Origin of the sequence: Paraliobacillus quinghaiensis (genome assembly GCF_003426025.1) — a bacterium.
Classification (GTDB): Bacteria; Bacillota; Bacilli; order Bacillales; family Amphibacillaceae; genus Paraliobacillus_A; species Paraliobacillus_A quinghaiensis.
In genome coordinates this window covers 22219-46906 of record NZ_QJSH01000018.1, presented here as the reverse complement: position 1 = coordinate 46906, position 24688 = coordinate 22219, and the positions used below count along the sequence as shown (strand labels likewise).

The window sequence follows — 24688 nt, the reverse complement described above, 5'->3', positions numbered from 1 at the left end:
TTGGTTATATTTGCTATTCTGAATAGGAACAAACTCTATTTCGGCTAATTTTGGCTTTGTAGAGAGCTGCATCAGCATTCCGATATAAATCATCTATTTTACGAGTTGTTGTGTGAAAAGTTGTTGCACCTATAGAAACTGTGATATTAATTTTTTTCGTGCCTTTATTTATCAGGAAATTATGTTGTTCCACATTTTTTCTGATATTTTCTGCTATTTGTAACACATGATCATGATGGCAATCAGATATTAATATCGTAAACTCTTCACCACTTATTTTAAGTGCAAAGGTGAATATGACTGTATTGGTCGATATTTGTCACAATTCAAAAATTAAGTTAAGAACTAATGTTCTTTACAATTAGAAATTTAAAAATGATATAATAATTAAATAATTATTTTTTAAGCGTGAGCGCGTAAGGTAATTAAATGCTAGGATAAAAAGAAAGGACAGATGTATAATGTCCAAGGGAAAATTGGATTTATCTAATTTTGAAAAAAAACTAGAGGTAAGAAATATAAGAAGAGACGATTTTGACCAAATTATTAACATGCAAACAGCTTGTTTTCCTAATATGGATCCTTGGAAAATAGAACATCTTGAAAGTCATGTTAATACATTTCCAGAAGGGCAGATATGTGTCGAATATGATGGGAAGATAATAGGCAGTTGTTCCAGTTTGATTATTAATTTTGATGAATATGATGATAAACATACATGGGACGATATTACAGATGAAGGATATATCACAAACCACGATCCAGAAGGCTATAATCTTTATGGAATCGAAGTGATGGTTGATCCTGCATTTAGAGGTATGAAAATTGGGAAAAGGTTGTATGAAGCTCGAAAAGAACTAGCACGCGAGTTGAATCTTAAAAGTATTATCATAGGGGGAAGAATTCCTAATTACCATAAATATGAAAATGAATTAACGCCCAGAGAGTATGTGGAAGAAGTTATAAGCAAAAAAATCCACGATCCTGTACTAACATTTCAAATTATGAATGGCTTCACTGTTATGCGAATTAATCCAGGTTATTTACCTGACGATAAACAATCAGCAAAATATGCTACATTAATGGAATGGAATAATGTTGATTATCATGCAAAAACAAAACGGCACTTTAAAACGGCTTATCCTGTTCGTATTACTGTTATTCAATACATGATGAAGAGTATAGAGTCTTTTGAGGAATTTGCTAAACAAGTAGAATATTATGTGGATGTGGCTTATGACTTTGGATCAGATTTTGCAGTGTTTCCAGAAATATTCACAACACAACTCATGTCATTTTTAGAAGAAAAAGTACCATCAAAATCAGTGAGAAAACTAGCTGGATATACGGAAGATTACATTGAACTTTTCACCAATTTAGCTGTAAAATATAATGTGAATATTGTTGGAGGCACTCACTTTGTCGAAGAAGACGATCATATTTATAATATAGCTTATTTATTCCGACGAGATGGAACGATTGAAAAACAGTATAAAATTCATGTGACTCCGAATGAAAAAAAGTGGTGGGGAATTCAGCCTGGAGATGTAGTAAAGGTATTTGATACTGATTGTGGAAAGATAGCGATTCAAATCTGTTATGATATTCAATTTCCAGAATTATCCCGATATGCTGTAGATCAAGGAGCAAATATTATTTTTGTGCCATTCTGTACAGATGATCGGCAAGGATACTTGCGAGTTCGTTATTGTGCACAAGCTCGTGCTGTTGAAAATCAAGTTTATACTGTTATTGCAGGCACAGTTGGAAACTTAACGCACGTTGAGAATATGGATATTCAATATGCGCAATCTGGAATCTTCACTCCATCAGATTTTGAATTTGCACGTGATGGAATTATTGGTGAGTGTCATCCGAATATTGAAACAGTAGTTGTTGGTGATGTGGACCTAGAAATTTTGCGAAGGCAACGTAAGTCTGGGACTGTTTGTCAACTAAGAGATAGAAGAAAAGATCTATTTGAAATTAATTATAAAAATATTGATACGGAAGTGAAACCGTTAAAATAATAAATTATCACAAAAGGTATATAACCGTATCCTAGTTGAATGGGATACGGTTAAAAGTGTTGTCGTATTCATTTATATTGTTCTCTAAGATGATGCTAATCCATATTAAACCACAATGGATCATTGTTAGTAACGTCACCGTTATAATTAATTAGTGCTTCTTCTCCGGCTTTTATATCTGTATGTGCAAAAAATTCAAATGTATGGTTCGAAAAGTTAATATCATAATCGGCATTCGGCGTATATGAATGATTAAATAACATGCCATATCCCAAGACGACTGCAGTGTGATTCTTTCCATATTCAAAAACGTAATCATCAAGTACGGTTTGTTCAATAAAATCATGCTCCTTATTTGGATAAGGAATTACTGGAGCAATATGAATTATTTCTCCTTTTTTAATATCACGTGTGGCAAATACGCCTCTATTAAATTCACCGTCACTCAATGTAGATGTCTTTATTTCAATCATGTGTCAGTCACCTTCGATTCTTTAATATTATACTCCTATCTTGCCAGTTGATATAGTAGAAAGCAAATGGTTAAACTTAGAAACTTTAAAAGTAAAACCTAAACTTGTTAAAAAGTGTGAAGTAGGCTTAATCATCCATTCTCTGTTATAATAAACAAAACAAGTATCATTATAGTAATGGGGGAAAAGAAATGGGTAAACGCATATTATATTTTCTTATAACTAATATTTTAGTTATGACAACAATAGTAATTGTCTGGTCACTAATTACAACATTTACAGGTATAGATAGTTCTTATCTGAATAATGGTCCTGGTCTAGGAATTGACTATGGAACATTAATGATCTTCAGTATTGTCATTGGTTTTACAGGAGCATTCATCTCCCTAGCAATTTCACGCTGGACTGCTAAAAAAATGATGAAAGTGAAGGTTATTGACCCGAGTAAACAAATGGCTGCACATGAGCGTGCAGTAGTGGAAAAGGTACACCGTTTATCACGTGCTGCTGGTTTAACTCATATGCCTGAGGTTGGTATTTATCAGTCTGCTGAAGTTAATGCATTTGCGACAGGACCTTCGAAGAAACGGTCACTTGTTGCAGTTTCAACTGGGCTTTTAAATGCATTAGATGATGATGCAGTTGAAGGTGTAATAGCGCATGAAATAGCACATGTTTCAAATGGTGATATGGTAACAATGACATTATTACAAGGTGTAATTAACACGTTTGTAGTCTTTTTATCTAGAATAGTTGCTACAATTGTTTCACGTCTAGTGAATTCAGATATGCAAATGATCGTTCGGTTTGTATCAATAATTGTTTTCCAGATTTTATTCTCAATATTAGGAAGTATGGTTGTTAGTGCGTATTCACGTCATAGAGAATTCCATGCTGACCGTGGTGGTGGAGATTTAGCTGGGCGTGATAAAATGGCACATGCACTCCGCTCATTAAAAACATATGTGGCTCAAGCGAAAGTAAATGATCGCACAGATGATTCAGCAATTCAAACAATGAAAATTAATGGTAAGAGTGGGCTTACGAAACTTTTCTCCTCTCACCCTGATTTAGACGAAAGAATTGCCCGTTTAGAAAAACGATAATAATAACGTAAGCCTTGAAGTAATTTATATTACTTTAAGGCTTTTTCTTATGGAAAAAAAGTACAATAACTACTTTACCTGTCGTAGTAATTGTGGTACAGTTAAATTACTACGACAGATAAAGTAAAAAACTTATTAATACATTCCATAAATCATTAAAAAATATTTAGATTCATAAAGATGTATGAAAGGAGAATATATTTGATTAGCAGTGATGTAATACGTGGCTACAATGATACAATTATACTTTTCGTACTTCTAGAAAGTGATTCATATGGTTATGAGATCTCAAAAAAAATTAAAGAACTTTCAGATGAAAAGTATACGATAAAAGAAACAACACTTTATTCTGCTTTTAGCCGTTTAGAGAAGAAAGGATATATAGAGTCTTTTTATAAAAACGAGACGTTTGGGAAACGGCGTACGTATTACAGGATTACGCAAGCAGGGGTTAATTACTATAAGGAAAAATGTAAGGAATGGGAGTTAACAAAAGAAGTAATAAATCAATTTATCAAGGAGGTAAACTGAGTTGAATACAATTATTAATTATTTGGATAATATGTTTGCAAGTCTTCCGAAAACAGAACAAATACAAAAGTTAAAAGAAGAAATGCTCGTAAATATGGAGGATAAATATAACGAACTAAAAAATGAAGGTAAATCTGAAAATGAAGCAATAGGAATTGTTATTTCCGAGTTTGGTAGTTTGGAAGAACTAATTAATGAATTCAATATTGATTTGGAGGCAAAAGAATCATCATTACAAACACTTGATGAAAAGGAAGTAAATGATTATATTGAAACCAGTAAGAAATCAGGTAATTTAATTGGCATAGGTGTTGGTTTGTGTATTTCTGGAGCAGCCTTATTGATACTCATGACACAGTTAGTAGAAGGTGGTGTGATAAATGGCTTGTCAGAATCCGTAGGTGATATGATTGGACTAATTCCATTATTTATTTTAGTTGCAATTGCAGTAGGAATGTTTATCTATGCTGGAACGATGATGGATAGATTTAACTATATGGATCAGGGCTTTGAACTTTCAACAGCCCAGCGAGCGACTATTAAAAATGCTAATGATTCTTTTCGTCGCACTTATACCCGGTCTATCATAGTTGGTGTAATGTTATGTATTTTGTCTCCAATCATACTTATAACAACAGAAGCTATAAACGAAAATGCATCAAATTATGGTGTTATTGTCCTTCTAGGAATGGTTGCTATTGCAGTATATATTTTTGTGTATTTTGGTAAAATTAATGAAACGTACAAAAAATTATTAAAAATAGATGAATATGCTCATTCGTCTAAAGCTAGAAAAAAGGAAGATAAGGTAATTGGAGCGGTTGCATCTATTGTTTGGCCACTTGCTGTTTGTATTTTTTTAATTAGTGGTTTAATTTACCATCAATGGCATATTAATTGGATTATCTTCCCGATTACAGGTTTAGTGTTTGCTATGTTCAGTGGTGTATACAGTATTCTTAAAAAGGATGAGAAATAAAGTCAAAAAGCCGGTGATCAGAGTAATACTCTAAACACCGGCTTTTTTTGGTGACTAAATTGTCCATTGATCTGAGACAAGTGCAACTAATTTCCAAATACCATTTTCATTTTGTTCAAAAACAAGGTTAATACTTGACCAATTCATTTCTTCATTCTCGCCTGAACCACTTTTATAAAATTCAACTACAGTCGCTTCAGGAAACTCCTCTTCAATGTTATTTGTTGTATTGCCACGCTGTTTATATTCATCAACTAGAACCTCATCTGGACTAAGAAACGGCTCTACGTTTAGAAACTCTTCAAAATAACCACTTGGAGTAAGTTCTATTGGATCACCACTTCCATCATAATTTCCCCATAGATAAGTGGTTTTATCATCTAAAAGACTAGCTACTTCATCTTGTTCAAAAGTAACTGCATCTTCCTCTACATGTACATAAGGAGAAAATAGTAAGCCTTTTTGCTCGTGCACATAATTAGCTACATATTCCATCTGTCTATCATGAAGTCCTCGAATGATTTCTTGTGATTTTTGTTCAATTGAAACCTGTTCCTCTAATTTTTTCGAATCAATACTGTCAACAATCCATTTATCTTCTTGCCACTTAGCATGATAAATCATTTCTCTATGACCAAGCATTTCACTGTTGCGTTCTTGGATGATTTTGTAATGTTCATCTGTTACTTCTTCAATTGAGAAATCAGTGTCTTCAGCTAACCACGTTGGACCATCTTTTGCTATCAGATAAACACCATCATCTTCTTCATTGATATATGACTCAACCATCCATGATGCTAAGTCATCTGACATGACTTCTGTAAAATGGTCATGCACTTCACTCTGAGACTCAAATGAAGGTAGTAAACCATCTTGCTCGGCTGAATCAATTAACGTTGTGAAATTTTGTTTATAATTTTGCATGACATTTTGTGCAGTTTCTTTTGTGAATTGTTTATTCTGATCATCTTCATTTTGTTGCTCATCGTTTTGCTCTTCTTGATTATCCTGGTTATCTTGTTCCTCTTGTTGCTCATTTTCTGAAGTGGTATTATCTCCAGTATTCTCATCATCATCTAAAAATGTTGGCATAACCAAAAACATAAGCAAAGTTATTGCTGCTACAGTTGCAATTCCAGCTATCATTTTTTTCATGATCGTTCCTCTCCTTTCATTTTTTTCATTGTTTTTAAGTGTCCGAATGACGTTTTGATGCATGCTTTCTTGACTAGAATGACTCAAGTTATGAGTTGGAAATTCCCTAAGTTTCTGTTCCACATGATCTTTCTCATGCTCATTGATCTTCATTAAAAATTCCCCCACCCTGCATTTGCCCAAGTCTTTTAAGTGCCCGATGATAGTTGGTTCTTACTTTTGCTGCTTTCCAATTTAAAATCTCTGCAGTTTCTTTAACCGATAGTTCTTTAATACCTCTTAAGATAACGACATCACGATAGTTCGTTTTTAATTGCTGAATAGCTTTATATAGCTCTTGATGTCTTTCATTTTGAAGTATTATTTTTTCGGGTGAAGTGTACTGCTTATTGTCTATCCAAAATTGTTCATCGAACTCTTTCTTATTCTTACTAACCTTATTTTCTTTTTTACGAGCTTCATCAATAGCAACATTTCGGGCAATGCTGAGGATCCACGTTTTCGGACTAGATTGTTTTTTGTAAGATTTTAATCCTTTTCCTGCTTTAATGAAAACATCTTGTACTAGATCTTCTACATCCGTTGAGCCAGTGTAATAGACTAAAAAATTATATACATCGTTGCTGTATTGATAAAACCAGTCGGAAATAACCTTATTCGTGTTAGTCATGTTCTAGTCCTCCATTTGCATGCTCTCTAATTAGACGTGTGAAATTATTGTTTATTACAGTATTCATAATAAAAAATTACTTATTAAACCTTACCCGAATAAAAATAAAGTAACACATTTTATACTTTACCTGCATAAAAATAAAGTAAGACATTCTGGTTTAGAAAGTTGCCATTAAACAGCAAGTAGCTTGATTAGAAGAAGAACACAGAACAATCGCTAAATGAATATAATATTTATGTTAGATAGGAAATAAGTAACAGATTAGAAATAAAACTACAGGGAGGCGAAGGTCATCAAAAAGGCTAGTGTAAACAACTTTTCCTGGCTATTGATCTTATTATCTTGCTTTGGATTTATATTTCTTCCTTCCTATATACAAGCAGATGAGCTGAAAAAAGGCGATATAAATGTACTAATCGTATCTTCATCTGAAAATAAAGAAATAAGTGAAAATGAACGATTATTGGATATGTTTATTAGTCATTTCACTTCTTCAATAAGTTTTGTTAACAGTACGGAAGTAGATTCATCGGATTTTAGTAAAGTAACGCATTTATTCTATTATGGTCAACTGGAAGAAAAGTTATCTGATTCGTTAGTACAATTACTTCAGATATATTCAGGAACTTTTGTTGCAATTGGTCATAATATAGAACAGGTATCAAGTCGATTGCCAGGAATAAAAGTAGAAGGCACAGTCACAGGCTTTGAAGTATTTCGAACAGATGATAAAGAAGATTCTATAATTGGAGATGGCTACCCAGTAATTAATATTACAGCAGATGATAAAGAGAAATTTGAAGTAATACTCTCAGCTAAGCAAAATGAACAAGTATATCCATTACTAATGAAACAAGATAATACTTATTATTATGCATCTAACAACTTATATCCACCTTATATTAATTTGTTTGCAGATGCTCTCCATGATGTGTTTGAAGTAGCACATAATGATTTCAATCAAGCTTATATACGCTTAGAAGATATCCATCCGAGGGTGAATGCGGATAATCTTATGCAAATTGCGCTTTTTTTAGAAAAAAGAAATATACCATATATGGTTGCAGTTACACCCGTTTATGTAAATCCAAGTACTGGAGAAGAGTTTCATTTATATGAAAATGATGAATTAGTACAAACTTTAACATATATGCAAGAGCATGGTGCCAGTATCATTTTGCATAGTTACACGGATCAATCGAATATGGGGAAAACGGGAAGTGGATTTGAATTTTGGGATGAAGAAAAGAATATGCCTATCTATCAAAATATTAAACAAGAAACAGTTTATATTGATGAAAAATTAAAGAAAGGAATTCATAGATTAGTTGATAGTGATTTGTATCCATTAGCATTTGAAGCACCACACTATGCCTTATCTCAAAATGGCTATAAGGTGGTGGCAGACTATTTCTCCACTTATGTCGGGCAAGTCCAATTAACAGATGATGATTGGCAAGTGATGACAGAGTCACCTTATATTACGTATCCTACTTTTCTGGACGGTATGATGCTTCTTCCGGAGACAATTCGATATGTGCGTTATAACGACCCTGTTTCTTTCGAAGAGATGATAAAAAGCATGCAGCATGCAGCGGTTGTTCGAGATGGTATAATCAGTGGTTTCTATCATCCTTTTTTAGGAGTAGATGATCTTGTGAAGTTAGTCGATGAAATAGAATCAATTCCAAAAATAGAGTGGATTGATTTAAAAGAACTAGATAATAGTGTTCAAACAGATGTATTTCAAATTAGCACAAACGATGGAGTAATAGATATAGATAGAATTATTGATGATCAATCAGATTTAGAATCAGAATCAAAAGTGAGCTGGAATATATTGATTAAAAATCATTTAAATTGGGTTTTGATTGGTGCAGGCGCAGTAGTGGTGATGGTATTACTATCCTTAGTTATTTTTAGAAAATTACGAACGTAACGTTCGCCATGGCTTAGGTTAATTAAATAAGAATAAGTGGGTGGGGGTGAGGGAGAATGAATCTGGCAATCAAAATGTGCATATTAATAGTGTTTGTATTTGCAAGTTTTCATCTTTCTTTACCACTAGTAAACGCTGTTAAAAGCGATGAAAATAATCCAAGTGTGTTAGTTGTTTATCATCCTGAAAATGGTGAAGTAGATGAGCAAAACAATAGAATGCTTGATATCCTGATAAGTCATTTCACTTCAGATCTTACATTTAAGCCTATAGCAGATGTAGCCAGAGCTGATTTAAAAGATGTTACACATATTTTTTACTATGGCTATCAATCAGAGCATATTCCGCAAACATTTCAGGATGTAATCAGAACATTTGGTGGAACATTTGTTGCATTAGGAGAAAACATTGAACAACTAGGAGATCGCTTTTCATTTATTACCCAAGTATCTTATGAAAATTTCACTGCAATTACTTTAGCTGGTACAGAAGATAAGGTTACGAGTATCTTACCTCATCAGGTTAAAAATGTGTTAATTAGTAATGAATCTGAGCTGTTGTTAATAGCCTTAGATGGCGAAGGGAATCAATACCCATTAATGGTTAGGAAAGACAGTGCCTATTATTTTGCAACATCAACCATTGGTCCACCGCTATCTCCATATTTAGCAGAAGTATTACATGAAGTTTTTAATATCGAGCACCAAGAAACCCATCCAGGTTATATTCGATTAGAAGATGTACACCCATTGGTAGAAGCAGAAAAAGTTGTAGCGATTGCAAAAGTGTTAAAAGATCGAAACATTCCTTATATGATAGCGGTCATTCCTGTATATATTCACCCAGAAACACAAGAAGAATACCATTTATCAGATTCGCCTGATTTATTAGAAGCGTTGAAATATATGCAAGACAATGGAGGCAGTATTGTTCTACATGGCTACACGCATCAATTTCGAGATAGTGAAACAGGGGAAGGATTTGAATTTTGGGATGTTGAAAATAATATGCCGATTTATCATGAGGCCAATGAGAAAGTTGTAAAAAAATCGGTAAGTGATTTTGATTCTCCCAAAGCGTTTAATCAATATATAAAAAAGCAACAAGAATTTGAGAAATTATATATTACTAAAAAGTTAACACGTGGCATTAATGAACTAGTAAATTACGGATTATACCCTCTTGCATTTGAAGCGCCACATTATACAATGTCACAGCATGGATATGCTGTTACTTCTGAATTCTTTTCAACTTATGTTGGTCAAGTTCAAATAAGTGATCAGGACTGGGAGATCATGACGATCGCACCGTTTATTACTAATCCAAGCTTTTTAAACGGAATGATATTGCTTCCCGAAACAATTGGTTATGTGGAAAATAGTCCGTTAGCAGTTGAAAAAATGCTAAGAGAGGCAAACAAGTACACGGTAGTACGAGATGGCATGGTTGCTGGTTTTTATCATCCCTATTTAGGAGTTGAAGGTTTTATAACATTGCTTGATTCGTTAGAGAAGATTGACGGGGTAGAATGGATAGATCTGAAACAGATGAAGAATAAAGTTAAGACCGGTTACGTTGACATAACAACTGAAGCGGGAGAAGTACATGTTTCAGTTGATCGTGTCGGTCTTTACACCTCATCATTTAATTATCCGCTTTATCATTTGAAAAAAGTCGTTAAAAACCTGACCTGGATAATGGTTGGATCTGGATCATTAGCGGTTATTGTATTCATAAATTATATCTTTTTCTCTAGGAATAAAAATAGAAGATATAGAAAATACCGGAGGGGTGGGCGTATTGGCTAATACTATGGTCTATTTCTCCTTATTTTTGATCTGGCTGATGTTGCTTTATCATATGGTTTTAATGCAAGGTGGGTATTTGCTATCACTAGCAAATCGAAAACTAGAGAATGACTGGCAACAGAATAAGATTCCTTATCCAACAGTAAGTATTCTAATTCCAGCGCATAATGAAGCAGTTGTGATAGCAAAGACGTTGGAAGCGATGAGTAACTTAACATACCCAAATTACCTGTTGGAAGTGATTGTGATTAATGATAATTCTAATGATCAAACCGGGGAAATTGCAGAGTCATACGCTAGAAAGTTCTCTTTTATAAAAGTAATTCATACAAAGCCACCCAATGGTGGAAAGGGAAAGTCAGGAGCACTTAATATTGGATTGGCCCATTCAACAGGAGAGGTTATTTGTGTTTATGATGCGGATAATGCTCCAGAACCTGATGCTGTTTATTACTTAACGTTAGGTTTGCAAAATGATCAAAAAGCGGGCGCAATTGTTGGTAAGTTCCGTGTGATAAATGCAAATAGAAATTTACTAACTAGACTGATTAACATTGAAACATTAACATTTCAATGGCTAGCTCAAGCAGGAAGATGGTTTTGGTTTAAGATGACAACAATCCCTGGTACAAATTTTGCAATAAGAAGATCAATCCTTGAAGAGTTAGGTGGTTGGGACGAAAAAGCATTATCTGAAGATACGGAGTTAAGCTTTCGAGTATATAATCTCGGCTATTATATTCGCTTTTTTCCATCTGCTGTGACTTGGGAACAAGAACCAGAAACGTTTCGAGTGTGGTGGAATCAGCGATTAAGGTGGGCTCGTGGCAATATTTATGTGATTAGTAAGTTTCTAGTTACTTTTTTTAAATTAAAAAATAAAAAAGTTGGTATTGATCTAGGTTACTTTTTTTTCACCTATTTCTTATTTTTTGCTGGTGTAATAACTTCACATTTTATTTTAATTCTTAATCTCTTTATAGATTTAGATTTAACTATTGGGCCGGTCTCAATTGCGCTAATTGTAATTGGTTTTTTATTATTTGTCACAGAAGAACTGCTAGCATTAAGTCTAGAAAAAAATCAATTAACATTAAAAAACGTCTGGATCGTCTTATTTATGTATTTTAGTTATTCTCAACTATGGTTACTTTTGGTGGTGAATGCAGTATTTCTAGAAGTGAAGCGAATGGTTTTAAGACAAGAGGTAAAATGGTACAAAACGAAACGGTTTGAAAGTGGTGAAGATGAAGATAAAACAGCATAATCTTAGTTGATTCACTGATTCTGTTACTAACGTGATTTAAATATGCGGACTTGATATAAAAAGTGCAATAGTTAGTAATGTGAGTTACTAACCCGCTACGTCAGTAAATGGATTCCCTTTCCGTGGGCTCAGTCTCAGCTAACTCGGAGAAAAAGCACCTCCGAGTGGATCTTCGACTTGTGGGACTGCGATTACTCGCCCCATCATAAAGCCCTGCCCGTGGAAAGCGAGACCATTTCACTTGAGTAGCGGATACGTTACGACGCAGTTTATATAAATTGTGTCATAAGTAATAATCTTTAAGAAAAAAGTGAAATAAAATAAGCGCATATTAACGTTCATTAATATGTGCTTATTTTTTGTCTTATATTTCAGCCATTACTTTTCCAATAACCATGTAATCGATTGTGTTAATAACTGTAATGTACTTTGGTGTGTTAAACCTGTTTCGTTGTGTGCTGGAGCGGAGCATAACACCTTTCCATCTTCAAATGTATGATACCAACCAGCTATCGATTTTCCCTCATCTGAAGTTGATTCCAAAAATATTGTTGTTTCTTTTGTCTCACAAGTCACAAAATAATGTTCATCTTCAAATGTGAAAATTGGATCTTCTAATGTGACTATTTCTTCATCGACTAGCTTATACGTTACTTGGTTCTGTTCTGGATGGTGATTAAAAGATCCCTTCAACATGTTTAAATATAGTGGGGAATTATCATAGGAAGCCATTCCAGAAGGCCATGCTAACCAAGAGCCACCATTTGAAACATATCCAGTGATCTGTTCACTTATCCCATCCGTCATCCATGTATCAACATTTTCGGATTCAGGATTTAAACGGTTTTCAGAAGCTAGAATTACAGATTTTCCGAACGAGAAAGCCCAGCGCCTTTAGCATGGGATGATAGTGAGGTCAAATACGAAATGCCACTAACTATTAAAAGGTTTATCTTCTAGTATTTAAATAATTTGCTATTATTTGTGTTATTTGTTGTAGCTTATTGTTTAAATTGATAAAATTATATACATGAATGAACATAGAAGAACCAATACAACCGTTTCATTATTAAACTATCATTTCGTATTCTGTCCTCGTTATAGAAGAAAAATTTTTCTTCGGTCAGATGTAGAAAAACGTTTTAAAGAATTAGTACAAGAAGTATGTGAAGATATAGACCTACAAGTTGTTGCTATCGAGTAAGGACCATACCCATATGTTTCTTAACGCACTACCCAAACTTAGCCCTTCAGACATTATGGCGAAAATTAAGCGATATACTTCTAAAAAATTAAGGGAAGAATTTCCTCACCTTAAACATTTACAGAGTCTTTGGACGCGTTCTTATTTTGTTTCCACTGCTGGAAATGTCTCAAGTGAAACGATAAAACAATACGTTGAAAATCAAAAGAAAAGAAATTAGAAAGGAGCAGAAACCTATGGCAAGAAAAATAGAACCAACTTATACGATTGAGTTTCCTCTACATATACCGGTTTGGCAACAACATCGGCTAGAAAAGAAATTCAAGATGGCACGAATGGTCTATAATTCTTGCCTAGGTGAAGTTTTAAATGACATCAAGCAGTAAAATCCGATAAAGCATATCACAAACTCCTTAAACAACCAAAATCCAAAGATCGTGATAAAAAACTCTCAGATATTCGAGAAAATTATGGCTTCTCTGAATATGGAACGCATAACTTTGTGAAGTCTGTTCAAAAAAAGTTCAAAGAACATATCGGGAGTTTTGAAGCACAAAAACTTGCAACTAGGAGCTTTCAAACTGTTGAAAAACTTCATTTCGGTAAATCAAAAAAGGTTCTTTTTAAAAAAATGACGGATAACATTTCAGTTGAAAATAAATCGAATAAGACTGGATTGAGGTATTCAGAAGGTGCTATCCTTTGGGGAGACAAACCAACAAAGAAAAATCCTAAACCTAAAAACTGGCTTTTGATGCCTATTTCACCGAAACCTAACGATGAATACGCAGACTTAGCTTTAATGGATAAAACGAAGTATGTTTGTATATTAAAACGTGAAGTTGGTGGGAAAGTGCGATACTTTGTCCAACTTATTCAAGAAGGTTATCCACCTCCGAAAAAAAATCGTAAGATTTCTAATGATGAAAAAAAACGTGTCGGATTAGATATTGGCACGTCCACTATTGCCATATGTAGTGAAGATCAAGTCAAACTTCAAGAACTTGCACCAAATTGTATATATAGTGAAAAAGAATTAAGGCGGATCCAACGGAAAATGGATAGGTCTAAGAGAAGTATGAATCCAAACAATTTTAATGAGAATGGAACAATTAAAAAAGGTAAACTAAATTGGGTATACTCTAAAAAATACGAAGAACTACGAGAAAAAAGAAAAGAAATTTATCGCAAAATCACCGTTCAACGCAAAATGTCACATGAGAAATTAGCTAATGTAATTCTTTCCTTTGGTTCTGATGTTCGTGTTGAAACCATGCGGTTTCAATCGCTGCAAAAACGAGCAAAAAATCCTACACGTAATAAGAAAAATGGCAAAATCAATTGTAAGAAAAGATTTGGCAAATCAATAGCTAAACGAGCTCCTGCTATGTTGTTAACAATAATTGATCGAAAACTGGGGTATCAAAATCGATCTTTAAAGAAAATAGATACGTATGCCACAAAAGCTAGTAAATTCAACCACATAACAAGAGAATATAGTAAAAAACAACTTTCAGAGCGTTGGAATGTGTTTGGAGATGTTCGCATCCAACGTGATTTATATAGTGCCTTTTTAATATGCAATACAACTAAAACACTTAATGCTGTAGATGTGGATTTATGCAACACAAAATGGGATGAATTTGTAAAACTGCATAACATTGAAGTGAACTATTTAAAAAACGCACAAAGTAAAACATTGCGATGGTTTGTCGCATAATAATTATAAACCTGATTGGTCATGATAACGTCCAATAGAAGTCGGAACGAAAAGCATATCAAGAGTCTTTAAGGCTTGTTGAGAGAGGTGCATTGCTATACGCAATACGTCCGTTAATGTTTTAGGAGAAAGCAAGTCAGTACTTTGGTGAAAAGTCTTTCTGAAAGGAAAGATAAGACACCATTGAGAAGCCTGCAAGTACCTTAGAACCCCATTGCTTTAGCTGTGGGAGTTATCAGTGCTTCTAATGCGTTTGCATTTCCATGAATATCTGAGATAAATGCAATTTTCATAATCATCACTTCTCCTTTTTTCTATCGTATCATTTTTAAAAACATACTTTAAGGGAAGTGATATTCAAAAGATATACACATGCTTCGTGAACGAAAAAAGCTACCTTGCATCAGTTAGCAAGGCAGCTCTTCTATTATAAATTTAATTACGAATGAGATAATCAAATGCACCTAGTGATGCATTTGCACCTGATCCCATAGAGATAATGATTTGGTTATACGGGCTGTCCGTACAGTCTCCAGCTGCAAATAATCCAGGAATATTAGTAGATCCTTTTTTATCAACAACAATCTCACCGATACGAGTACGCTCTACCGTATCATGAAGCCATTCAGTGTTAGGTACAAGTCCGATTTGGACAAAGACACCTTGTAACTCAATATGCTTTTCTTCTTCTGTATCACGTTCTACGTAAGTAATACCATTTACATTATCAGTACCTGTTATCTCTTTCGTTTGAACGTTTTTCAAAACAGTTACATTCGGAAGGCTGTTTAGACGGTCTTGTAGTACTTTGTCCGCTTTTAACTCTGGCAAGAATTCAAGAACGGTTACGTGTTTTACAATACCAGCTAGATCAATTGCTGCCTCAATACCGGAATTACCGCCACCGATAACTGCAACGTCTCTACCTTCAAATAATGGACCATCACAATGAGGGCAGTATGCAACGCCTTTGTTTTTTAACTCTTGTTCACCAGGTACATTTACATTACGCCAACGAGCACCTGTTGAAATAATTACACTTTTACTCTTTAGAACTGCACCATTTTCTAGTTCTAATTCAAAAAGGTCTTTTTTCTCTAAACTACTAGCACGTTGTAGGTTCATCACATCTATGCCGTAGTCCTTTACATGTTCTTCCAGACTGGCAACGAGCTTGGGACCTTCTGTCTGTTTTACACTAATGAAATTTTCAATACTCATTGTATCTAACACTTGGCCACCGAAGCGCTCGGCAACAATACCTGTACGGATTCCTTTACGCGCTGCATAAATTGCTGCGCTCGCACCTGCAGGGCCACCTCCGACAACAAGTACATCGTACGGATCCTTGTCTTCAAACTCAGAAGCATCAGGAGCACTACCTAATTGAGCAAGGATTTCTTCTAATGTCATTCTGCCACTACTAAATGGTTCACCATTTAGATGAACAGTTGGGACTGCCATGATGTTTTTGGCTTCGACTTCTTCCTTATATGCTGCGCCGTCAATCATTGTATGGCTAATTCTAGGGTTAAGGATGCTCATCATGTTTAATGCTTGGACAACATCAGGGCAGTTGTGACAACTTAAACTAATGAATGACTCAAAGTGATAGTCACCTTGAATATTTTTCACTTGATCAATAACATGTTGATCCACTTTTGGTGCGCGACCACTAACTTGTAATAAAGCTAATACTAATGAAGTAAATTCATGGCCAAGTGGTATACCAGCGAACGTTACACCAGTATCTTCCCCAACTCTATTCACACGAAAGCTAGGTGTACGTTCTAATTCTGCTTCTTCATAAGAAATCTTAGATGACATAGAAGCTAACTCTTCAACAAGAGCTAGCATTTCTTTTGATACATCATCTGAACCTGTACTGACTTTAAGTACTATATCATTTTCAATTAATTCTAGATATTGATTTAGTTGTGCTTTAATATCTGCTTCAAGTACCATTCATCGCACTCCTTATATTTTTCCTACTAGATCAAGGCTAGGTTTTAGCGTTTCTGAACCTTCTTTCCATTTTGCTGGACAAACTTCGCCTGGATTGTTTCGTACATATTGTGCTGCTTTTACTTTGTCAACAAGAATGCTAGAATCTCGTCCAATACCATCTGCGTTAATTTCAACTGTTTGGATAACACCATCAGGGTCTATGATAAATGTACCACGATCTGCAAGACCGGATTCTTCGTTTAGAACCTCAAAATTACGGGAAATCGTTTGTGAAGGATCACCAATCATTGCATAAGTAATTTTTCCGATTTTTTCTGAGCTATCGTGCCAACCTTTATGAACAAAGTGAGTGTCAGTAGAAACAGAGTATACTTCAACACCAAGTGCTTTTAGTGCTTCGTACTCATTCTGAAGGTCTTCTAATTCAGTAGGGCAAACAAATGAAAAGTCTGCTGGGTAAAAACAAAAAACACTCCACTGACCTTTCAGATTTTCCTCTGTGACATCGATGAAATCACCGTTTTGGTATGCTTTTGCTGTGAATGGTTGTACTTCAGTTCCAATTAATGACATAATAAATTTTCCTCCTAAGTATGTGTTTTATATGATAAATAGTATGTCTGAAATATTTTAATTAACTATTTATCTATAATAATTATAAATATAAATTTATTATTATATACTATCTATTATTTGTCAAGAGATATAGTTTTTAAAATTAAAAAGTGTAGTTCAAGCCATATTTACCTTAATAAACAAAAAAAATGTGGTTTGAAATAGATTTATCTATACAAAACAGTATAATAAAATAATGTAATTCTCAATTAAGCTTTGAATTTGATTTTCAAGACAATTCTGTTACTTGAAATATTAGTCATTTAGAAATTCCTGGATTTCTTTAAAAACTATTTTTCTAATTGGTTCTGATTCATTAAATAGCTCATGGCGACCGTTATCAATTTGAACACTTTGTAGATTTTCAAATTTATCTTGAATCAAATCTAAATTGTATTTCCAATCTACTGTCTTGTCTTGATTTCCTTGAATGAGAAAGGTAGGCAACTTTGTTGAACCATAGTTATTAATTTTTTTATTCCAAGCGATTAATGCTTTTACCCAATTTAATGGTATTTCTGTCGTCTGTAAGGGGTCATATTTCAAATCATGTAAAAAGCGTTTATCAGAAGAGTTTTCTCGAAATTTTCTTTTTATAGTTTTGATAAAAGGAACTAGCTTTGTCAAATAGAAAGCAAAATTGGATAGATACCAATGGTTGGACCTGATGAGTGGTGCAACTAATATGATTTTATCGAAATAAGCGGCTGGGTGTCTTAAACAATAGTCAATAATAATGGAGGCTCCTGTGCTATGTCCGATCAGATATAACCGGCCTGGCATCTCTTTTTTAATAATCTCTAACAGTTGTTCCATTGTAGCTACATAGTCATAAAACGTATTAATGGAAGCCGCTTTTCCACTTGAGAGTCCATGACCTTGTAGATCATAACTTACTACAGTGAAATGCTGTCGATTTAGATCATGAATGACATGGCTCAAATGGCCAATGTGACTTAAGTATCCATGTAATAAAAAGACTGTTGCGCGATGATGTTTTGGTTTGAAAATTTGAACATGTACAGTTTTATTGTTAATTGCTAACTTACCAAAATGAAGGTCAATATCAGCTTGATTAAAATTGTAAAAATCACGGTATGCACGTATCTGATTCGTTATTTTATTAGGTTTATGAAAATCTATAGTATTAGTCGATCGTGATAATTGATCTAGAATGTCTTGTATTTCAGGAGTCTTTTCCATTATAAACATCTCCTTTTTTGATCTAGCTAATAAATATAATAAACATTACTAAAAGATCTTATACAAGACATTACGTACAGCGTAACTATTGCTAAAAAGGTAAAAATGATAAGATCAAATTAAGATAAAATATAAATGGAGGTAGAACAGATGACATTTACGGAGAAGGTAGTCATTGTAACAGGTGGTGCAAATGGAATTGGCCAAGCAATTGTAAAGGTTTATGCCAAAGAAGGTGCACGTGTAGTCATTGCTGATATTGATAAAAAGGCTGGTGAAGAAGTTTTACGCTTGACTCGAGAAGAAGGAGCAGAAACGATATTTATAGAGACTGATGTTAGAGATCCTAATTCAATTGAGCAACTAATGAAACGGACTGTTGAAACATTTGGAGTAATTGACATCTTAATAAATAATGCAGGTGTCTCACGTTTTAAATCATTTTTTGATTTATCAGTTACTGAGTGGGACGATATTATAAATACTAATTTACGTGGAGTATTTCTTTGTGCTCAAGAAGCTGCCAAAATCATGCGTGGTAATGGTGGGGCAATTGTTAATCTTGCGTCAACAAGAGCGTTTATGTCTGAACCAAATACAGAAAGCTATTCAGCAAGTAAAGGAGGAATATACGCCTTAACTCATTCTCTTGCACTAACATTACAAGAAGAGAATATAACAGTTAACGCTATCAGTCCTGGCTGGATTGCAACTGAAAATTATGAAGCGTTACGTCAAATAGATCATACCCAACATCCATCTAAACGTGTTGGTAAGCCAGAGGATATTGCTCGAGCTTGTTTATTTTTAACAAACCCTTTAAATGATTTTATCACTGGGGAAAACATAGTAATTGATGGTGGCATGACACGGAAAATGATGTATGAACATTAAGTATAATTTTAAATTTTATAATATTAATATCTAACTTCCATATGATAAGAAGAAACTTTATTTAACTAGCGAGGGAAAAATAGATGGAGTTACAGCTAATCGAAGTATACATTCCAAATGACAAAATAGATCACTTTCAAGAAAAACTAGAAGAGTTCTCCATTATTTCTCATTGGCATACAAGAATATCTGATCAAGAACAAGTATTTAAGCTGTTGATTCAGAAAAAACATGCGGAGAATATTCTTAACTTTTTAGAAATGGATTCCAAATACGATGAAGAAATGCGTGCATTATTGTATAACATTTCAACCTATGTTCCTCGTATAGAAGAAGATGACGAGGAAAACAAAAGCAAAGAGGAAAAAGTAGAAAAGGAAAGTAAGGAAGAAGTGTTGAGAGCGAGTAGGCATGAATTATATAATGTTGTTCATTCTGCTAGTCAAATTAATTCCAATTTTACTTGGATGCTCGTTTTATCAGCAATAGTTGCAACAGCTGGAATTGTAAAGAACAGTGCAGCAGTGGTAATTGGAGCAATGGTAATTGCACCCTTGATTGGACCTTACACCTCTCTTTCTTTTGCGGCTGTCTTAGGTGATTATAAACTAATGCGTCGCTCAGTAATCACAGCACTATATGGTTTAGCACTTCCGATTGTTATCTCGATTCTATTTGGCATTATATTCGAATTACCCCTAGATAGTAGGGAATTTCAAGCACGAACAAATATAGAATTGATGGATATTATTTTGGCATTAGCAGCAGGAGCTGCAGGAGCATTATCTTTTGCCAAGCGCGTCTCTGAGGCATTAGTAGGAGTGATGGTTTCTGTTGCTCTCTTACCACCAACTATTGTATTTGGAATGATGATGGGAGCAGGTGAGTGGGTGTATGCAGTGACACCATTTCTATTATTGCTCGTTAATATTCATGCTATTTTATTATCAGCCATCGTTGTGTTCTGGGTAAGTGGTATCAAACCAATTAATTGGAAAGAGATACAAGTTGCTAATACATCAAGAATCATTGCATTACTTTTTGTAGGTTTTGTAATCATTATATTGACAGGAATGATTTATTTCATAACATTTTGATTTGTAGTTGCTTATTTTTTACAAACCAACTAAATAAGCCTAGACTGCAAGTATGCGATTAAAAATAATTTATCAATAGAATCAAGAGGGGAATGGTCGTAAATGAAAGCAACACCTGTAGAACTGAGAAATTTAGGCCGGTCATCTACAAAAATTTCTGCACTAGGTTTAGGCTGTTGGCAATTTAGTAAGGGAAGAGGAATGGTGGGAAGCTTTTGGGCTAAGATGGACCAGGAAGATATAAACAAGATTGTGAAACTAAGTCTAGAAGGCGGAATTAATTGGTTTGATACAGCTGAGGTATATGGCAAGGGAGAGTCTGAGAAAGCTTTAGCTGAAGCGCTAAATAGCATTGGTGAAATTACCGATGATGCGCTAATTGCAACAAAATGGTGGCCTTTATTCCGTAAAGCTTCATCGATAACAAAATCAATAGGTGAACGAACAAATGCATTAGATGGCAGACAAATTGATTTGTATCAAATTCATCAACCTTTTTCATTTTCCAGTGTGAGAAATGAAATGAAAGAGATGGCTAAACTCCTTAAGAATGGAAAAATAAAGCAAGCAGGTGTAAGTAATTATAATGCGAGTAAAATGAGACTGGCACATGAGACTTTAGAGGAAGAAGGTTATTTCTTAGCATCAAACCAAGTGAAGTACAGTTTACTAGATCGTAGAATCGAAAAAAACGGTACATTAGATGTTGCAAAAGAGTTAGGAATTACAATTATCGCGTATTCACCTTTAGAACAAGGAATATTATCTGGGAAGTTTCATAAAAATCCTGATTTAATTAAGAATATAAAAGGACCGCGTAAGTACATGAAATTTTTCAAACCAGAAGGATTAGCAAAAACACAGCCGTTGATTGATTTATTGGAAGAGAAAGCAACAAAGTATAATGTTAGTCAAACACAAATAGCGCTGAACTGGTTAATTCATTTTCATGGTGAGACTGTGGTAGCAATTCCAGGAGCATCAAAGGTACACCACGTTGAAGAAAATATTGGGACATTACAGTTTACTTTATCAAAAGATGATCTTGATGAGATCGATAAGGTGTCACAGCAAATTGCAGTATTTGAGTGATTGAGGGTAAGGTAGATTTTTGGAGAATTATAATATTTTTATTGGACATTTATTACGTTATTTTTGATAAAAATCTTGATTTGAAGGTGTTCGAAGACATTCGTTTCGTTATTTAATAAAAAAATGCTTGGAAAGTTATAACTCCTTTCCAAGCATTTTGCATGTTAAAACACTTCTAATTGTTAACCATAGGTTGTTTCCGATGTTTTGTTGCTTGTTCATAAGCATAGCCAAACTTAAGTAATGTTGGTTCACTAAAAGCCTTTGCACTAAACGTAACACCAACAGGTTTCCCTTCGTCTGTGTAACCAGCCGGTACTGTTATAGAAGGATATCCTGCCTTAGCTGGCAATGCTGCACCCCAATTATTAACGGAAAGAATCGCATCTAAATTATGTTGCTTCATAGTAGTGTCTATACCAAGTTCACCCGCATATTTCACATCTGATGCACGACTCTCTAAGTAAGTAGAGTCATTTGGATCGTCACTCATAGCTTGAGAATCCTCCAAAAGCTCTTGGTTATACCGCAGGGCTACTTCAGCATGGTTCTTATTATAAGCAATAATTTCTTCCAGATTATGAACAGGAACAGCATCTGATACATTTTCAAGGTAGGCATTTAAATCATGTTTAAATTCATGCTTCATCACTACCATATCCAACTCTGGAGCTGAAACTTCAATTGGATCGATAATTGTAGCACCTAACTTCTCGATGGTAGAAATAGACTCTTCCATTACTGCTTTTTCATTAGCAGATAATTCGTTAAATGTACTTCTATCTATTCCAATCCGGCTTTCATTTAATCCATTTTCTAATAGAAATGCAGTATAATCAGACGGGACGTTGTCTACACAGTTTTTTGTTACGATATCAGCTTCGTCATACCCAGCAATTGCATTTAACATGATAGCTGCATCTTCAACTGTTTTTGTTAATGGTCCCGCTGTATCTTGGCTATGTGATATTGGTATGATGCCAGAACGGCTAACTAATCCGACTGTTGGCTTTAAACCTACAAGTGAATTACTACTAGCTGGACTAAGAATTGATCCTGAAGTTTCTGTACCTATTCCAGCCGTAACAAGATTCGCAGCAACTGCAGCGCCAGTTCCTGCACTAGAGCCACCAACATCAAATACTCCAGGTTTATATGGATTTAAAACTTGTCCACCAAGTGAACTATAGCCATTCGGCATCTCATAGGCCATAAAATTAGCAAACTCTGTTAGATTAGCAGTGCCTAAAATTATCGCACCAGCTTCACGCAATTTCGATACTATAAAAGCATCCCTTTTAGCGTAATTATCTTTGAGTGCAACAGACCCAGCAGTTGTAGCCATTTTATCCGCTGTATCTATGTTGTCTTTTAGAATAATAGGGACACCGTATAGTGGGCCTTGCTTTTCTTTTCCACGCTCTTTGTCACAAACTTCAGCCAAAAAAAGTGCATCTGGATTGATTTGGCGGATCGCATTAATTTTTGGTCCGTTTTGATCTAATGCTTCAATTCGATCAATATATTGCTGTACCAGTTGTTTCGAGGTGACAATACCTGCTTGTAATGCCTCTTGTATATCTCTAATTGTTGCTTCTTCAATTTGAAATGTCATTGGTTCCTTCCCTTCCTCTTTGTAGATAGATTGTATTTATTTTAGCATATATTAGTGTTTGAACTGTGGTTAATGCACTCCTATTTTCAATTTTTAAGAAAAACATGCTATACTTCAGTGACTAATACTAATTTTTTTAAAGGAGCATATCTACTTATGTTTGACGATAGCATGCAAGCGTTTTTGAAAAGTGCGTGGGAAAACGCGGGTTTTGAAAAACCAACAGCAGTCCAAGAAAAAACTGCACCACTTATTATCCAAGGGGAAGATGTTATTGCAGAATCTCCAACTGGTAGTGGAAAAACATTAGCTTACTTATTGCCATTGCTACAAGAAATTGATTTGACAAAGAAACAAGTACAAGTTGTTATTTTAGCATCATCCCATGAATTGGTGATGCAGATTCATCATGAGCTTCAAAATTGGACGAAAGAAAGCGAAATTTCTGGTGTTACATTAATTGGTGGAGCAAATATTAAACGGCAGATAGAAAAACTAAAGAAGAAGCCGCATGTTATTATAGGTACGCCTGGTAGAGTACTTGAATTGATTAAACAAAAGAAGCTGAAAGTCCATGAAGTAAAAACAATTGTCTTGGATGAAGCGGATCAACTTCTTGTACCTGAACATAAAGACAGTTTATTTTCGATTATAAAGAGTGTGCCAAGAGATAGGCAAATGTTATTGTTTTCTGCGACAGTTCCAGAAGCATTAGAACAAGAAGCACAGTCATTTATGAGAGAACCGAAGACGATTCGAGTGAAAAATGAAGATGCTGGAACACCAGATGTTACGTACAGTTATATTGTTTGTGAAGCAAGAGATAAAATTGATGTATTACGAAAGATCATAAGAAATCATGGTATTCAAGCTTTAGTTTTCTTCAGAGATATCGGAAATTTATCCGTGAATGCGGAGAAATTAGAGTATAGAGGTATGGATGTTGGTGCATTACACGGAGATTTGAAAAAGCAAGAGCGCGAAAAAGCAGTTAGGCAATTTTTGAATAAAGAGCTACAATTATTGCTTGCTACAGATGTGGCTGCTCGAGGACTTGATATCAACGACCTTTCTTATGTGATTCAAATGGATGTACCTGCAGAATCGAAGCAATATATCCATCGATCTGGTCGAACAGGTCGATTGGGTGCTACCGAAGAAGGGAACGTACTTTCAATTATCACACCAGCAGAAGAACGCGACCTGAAATTAATTGGCCGTGAGTTAAATATCGAATTAAACGAGCAGGTTTTGAGGAAAGGTCAATTAATCAATAAAAAATAAAATGGTAAAAAATTCTCCTAACTATAGGGGAATTT

22 protein-coding genes and 1 pseudogene are annotated in these 24688 nt (G+C 34.5%); 14 read left to right on the top strand and 9 right to left on the bottom strand.

Features of this window, described 5'->3' with window-relative positions:
* Positions 1–13 precede the first annotated feature (13 nt).
* Entirely contained in the window at positions 14–277 is a 264-nt protein-coding gene (locus tag D2K40_RS16845) for a GGDEF domain-containing protein (protein WP_420816045.1), read from the bottom strand.
* Positions 278–461: 184 nt separating this feature from the next.
* Between D2K40_RS16845 and D2K40_RS11965 the strand changes: the two genes are divergently transcribed.
* Entirely contained in the window at positions 462–2030 is a 1569-nt protein-coding gene (locus D2K40_RS11965) for a bifunctional GNAT family N-acetyltransferase/carbon-nitrogen hydrolase family protein (RefSeq protein WP_117156272.1), read from the top strand.
* A gap of 95 nt (positions 2031–2125) precedes the next feature.
* On the opposite strand, the gene D2K40_RS11960 is transcribed toward D2K40_RS11965, so the two are convergent.
* Positions 2126–2503, bottom strand: coding sequence for an SET domain-containing protein (locus D2K40_RS11960; RefSeq protein WP_117156270.1), 378 nt, complete (start codon positions 2501–2503; stop codon positions 2126–2128).
* Between the two features lie 191 nt (positions 2504–2694).
* Between D2K40_RS11960 and htpX the strand changes: the two genes are divergently transcribed.
* The 3 genes from htpX (at position 2695) to D2K40_RS11945 (ending at position 5119) form a co-directional block, all read left to right on the top strand.
* A complete protein-coding gene (gene htpX, locus D2K40_RS11955; RefSeq protein ID WP_117156268.1) occupies positions 2695–3609 on the top strand; it encodes a protease HtpX in 915 nt (304 codons plus the stop codon).
* Between the two features lie 201 nt (positions 3610–3810).
* Positions 3811–4140, top strand: a complete 330-nt coding sequence (locus D2K40_RS11950) for a PadR family transcriptional regulator (protein ID WP_117156244.1) — start codon at positions 3811–3813, stop codon at positions 4138–4140.
* A 1-nt stretch (position 4141) separates the two neighbouring features.
* A complete protein-coding gene (locus D2K40_RS11945; protein ID WP_117156242.1) occupies positions 4142–5119 on the top strand; it encodes a permease prefix domain 1-containing protein in 978 nt (325 codons plus the stop codon).
* Positions 5120–5173: 54 nt separating this feature from the next.
* Here the strand turns inward: D2K40_RS11945 and D2K40_RS16430 are convergent, their stop codons facing one another.
* Complete coding sequence (locus D2K40_RS16430; protein ID WP_162879207.1) at positions 5174–6427, bottom strand: hypothetical protein; 1254 nt, start codon at positions 6425–6427, stop codon at positions 5174–5176.
* The gene (locus tag D2K40_RS11935) at positions 6414–6944 is read right to left on the bottom strand and encodes an RNA polymerase sigma factor (RefSeq protein WP_117156238.1); all 531 of its coding nucleotides are present in this window, start codon (positions 6942–6944) and stop codon (positions 6414–6416) included. The genes D2K40_RS16430 and D2K40_RS11935 overlap by 14 nt, the downstream gene beginning before the upstream one ends.
* A gap of 331 nt (positions 6945–7275) precedes the next feature.
* On the opposite strand from D2K40_RS11935, the gene D2K40_RS11930 reads away from it, so the two are divergent.
* Genes D2K40_RS11930 through D2K40_RS11920 form a run of 3 tightly spaced genes read left to right on the top strand, consistent with a single transcriptional unit; the run spans position 7276 to position 11961 of the window.
* The gene (locus D2K40_RS11930) at positions 7276–8886 is read left to right on the top strand and encodes a polysaccharide deacetylase family protein (protein ID WP_117156236.1); all 1611 of its coding nucleotides are present in this window, start codon (positions 7276–7278) and stop codon (positions 8884–8886) included.
* A 56-nt stretch (positions 8887–8942) separates the two neighbouring features.
* Positions 8943–10694 carry a DUF2334 domain-containing protein gene (locus D2K40_RS11925; protein ID WP_117156234.1) on the top strand — a complete coding sequence of 584 codons (1752 nt, stop codon included), beginning with the start codon at positions 8943–8945 and terminating at the stop codon, positions 10692–10694.
* Positions 10687–11961 carry a glycosyltransferase family 2 protein gene (locus D2K40_RS11920; RefSeq protein WP_117156232.1) on the top strand — a complete coding sequence of 425 codons (1275 nt, stop codon included), beginning with the start codon at positions 10687–10689 and terminating at the stop codon, positions 11959–11961. The genes D2K40_RS11925 and D2K40_RS11920 overlap by 8 nt, the downstream gene beginning before the upstream one ends.
* A 378-nt stretch (positions 11962–12339) precedes the next feature.
* Here the strand turns inward: D2K40_RS11920 and D2K40_RS11915 are convergent, their stop codons facing one another.
* Positions 12340–12768, bottom strand: a complete 429-nt coding sequence (locus tag D2K40_RS11915; protein WP_117156230.1) for a ThuA domain-containing protein — start codon at positions 12766–12768, stop codon at positions 12340–12342.
* Between the two features lie 223 nt (positions 12769–12991).
* Between D2K40_RS11915 and tnpA the strand changes: the two are divergent.
* The 3 genes and pseudogenes from tnpA (at position 12992) to D2K40_RS11905 (ending at position 14885) form a co-directional block, all read left to right on the top strand.
* Positions 12992–13385: pseudogene (gene tnpA / locus D2K40_RS11910) on the top strand (IS200/IS605 family transposase).
* A 16-nt stretch (positions 13386–13401) separates the two neighbouring features.
* The gene (locus D2K40_RS16555) at positions 13402–13551 is read left to right on the top strand and encodes a hypothetical protein (protein WP_205417570.1); all 150 of its coding nucleotides are present in this window, start codon (positions 13402–13404) and stop codon (positions 13549–13551) included.
* A 116-nt stretch (positions 13552–13667) separates the two neighbouring features.
* Entirely contained in the window at positions 13668–14885 is a 1218-nt protein-coding gene (locus D2K40_RS11905) for a transposase (RefSeq protein ID WP_205417569.1), read from the top strand.
* A 435-nt stretch (positions 14886–15320) separates the two neighbouring features.
* Here the strand turns inward: D2K40_RS11905 and ahpF are convergent, their stop codons facing one another.
* The 3 genes from ahpF to D2K40_RS11890 all read right to left on the bottom strand — a co-directional run bounded on the left by ahpF (position 15321) and on the right by D2K40_RS11890 (position 18671).
* Positions 15321–16850, bottom strand: coding sequence for an alkyl hydroperoxide reductase subunit F (gene ahpF / locus D2K40_RS11900; RefSeq protein WP_117156228.1), 1530 nt, complete (start codon positions 16848–16850; stop codon positions 15321–15323).
* A gap of 12 nt (positions 16851–16862) precedes the next feature.
* Positions 16863–17426: an alkyl hydroperoxide reductase subunit C gene (gene ahpC, locus D2K40_RS11895; protein WP_117156226.1), complete on the bottom strand. Its 564-nt coding sequence runs from the start codon at positions 17424–17426 to the stop codon at positions 16863–16865.
* Positions 17427–17723: 297 nt separating this feature from the next.
* A complete protein-coding gene (locus tag D2K40_RS11890; RefSeq protein ID WP_162879205.1) occupies positions 17724–18671 on the bottom strand; it encodes an alpha/beta hydrolase in 948 nt (315 codons plus the stop codon).
* 150 nt (positions 18672–18821) lie between these two features.
* On the opposite strand from D2K40_RS11890, the gene D2K40_RS11885 reads away from it, so the two are divergent.
* The 3 genes from D2K40_RS11885 (at position 18822) to D2K40_RS11875 (ending at position 21754) form a co-directional block, all read left to right on the top strand.
* Complete coding sequence (locus tag D2K40_RS11885; RefSeq protein ID WP_117156222.1) at positions 18822–19565, top strand: SDR family NAD(P)-dependent oxidoreductase; 744 nt, start codon at positions 18822–18824, stop codon at positions 19563–19565.
* Between the two features lie 83 nt (positions 19566–19648).
* The gene (locus tag D2K40_RS11880) at positions 19649–20662 is read left to right on the top strand and encodes a TIGR00341 family protein (protein ID WP_117156220.1); all 1014 of its coding nucleotides are present in this window, start codon (positions 19649–19651) and stop codon (positions 20660–20662) included.
* A 102-nt stretch (positions 20663–20764) separates the two neighbouring features.
* On the top strand, positions 20765–21754 hold the full coding sequence (locus D2K40_RS11875; protein WP_117156218.1) for an aldo/keto reductase: 990 nt from the start codon (positions 20765–20767) through the stop codon (positions 21752–21754).
* A 175-nt stretch (positions 21755–21929) separates the two neighbouring features.
* Here the strand turns inward: D2K40_RS11875 and D2K40_RS11870 are convergent, their stop codons facing one another.
* Positions 21930–23369, bottom strand: coding sequence for an amidase family protein (locus D2K40_RS11870; protein WP_117156216.1), 1440 nt, complete (start codon positions 23367–23369; stop codon positions 21930–21932).
* 156 nt (positions 23370–23525) lie between these two features.
* On the opposite strand from D2K40_RS11870, the gene D2K40_RS11865 reads away from it, so the two are divergent.
* Positions 23526–24653, top strand: a complete 1128-nt coding sequence (locus D2K40_RS11865; protein WP_117156215.1) for a DEAD/DEAH box helicase — start codon at positions 23526–23528, stop codon at positions 24651–24653.
* Positions 24654–24688: the final 35 nt, after the last annotated feature.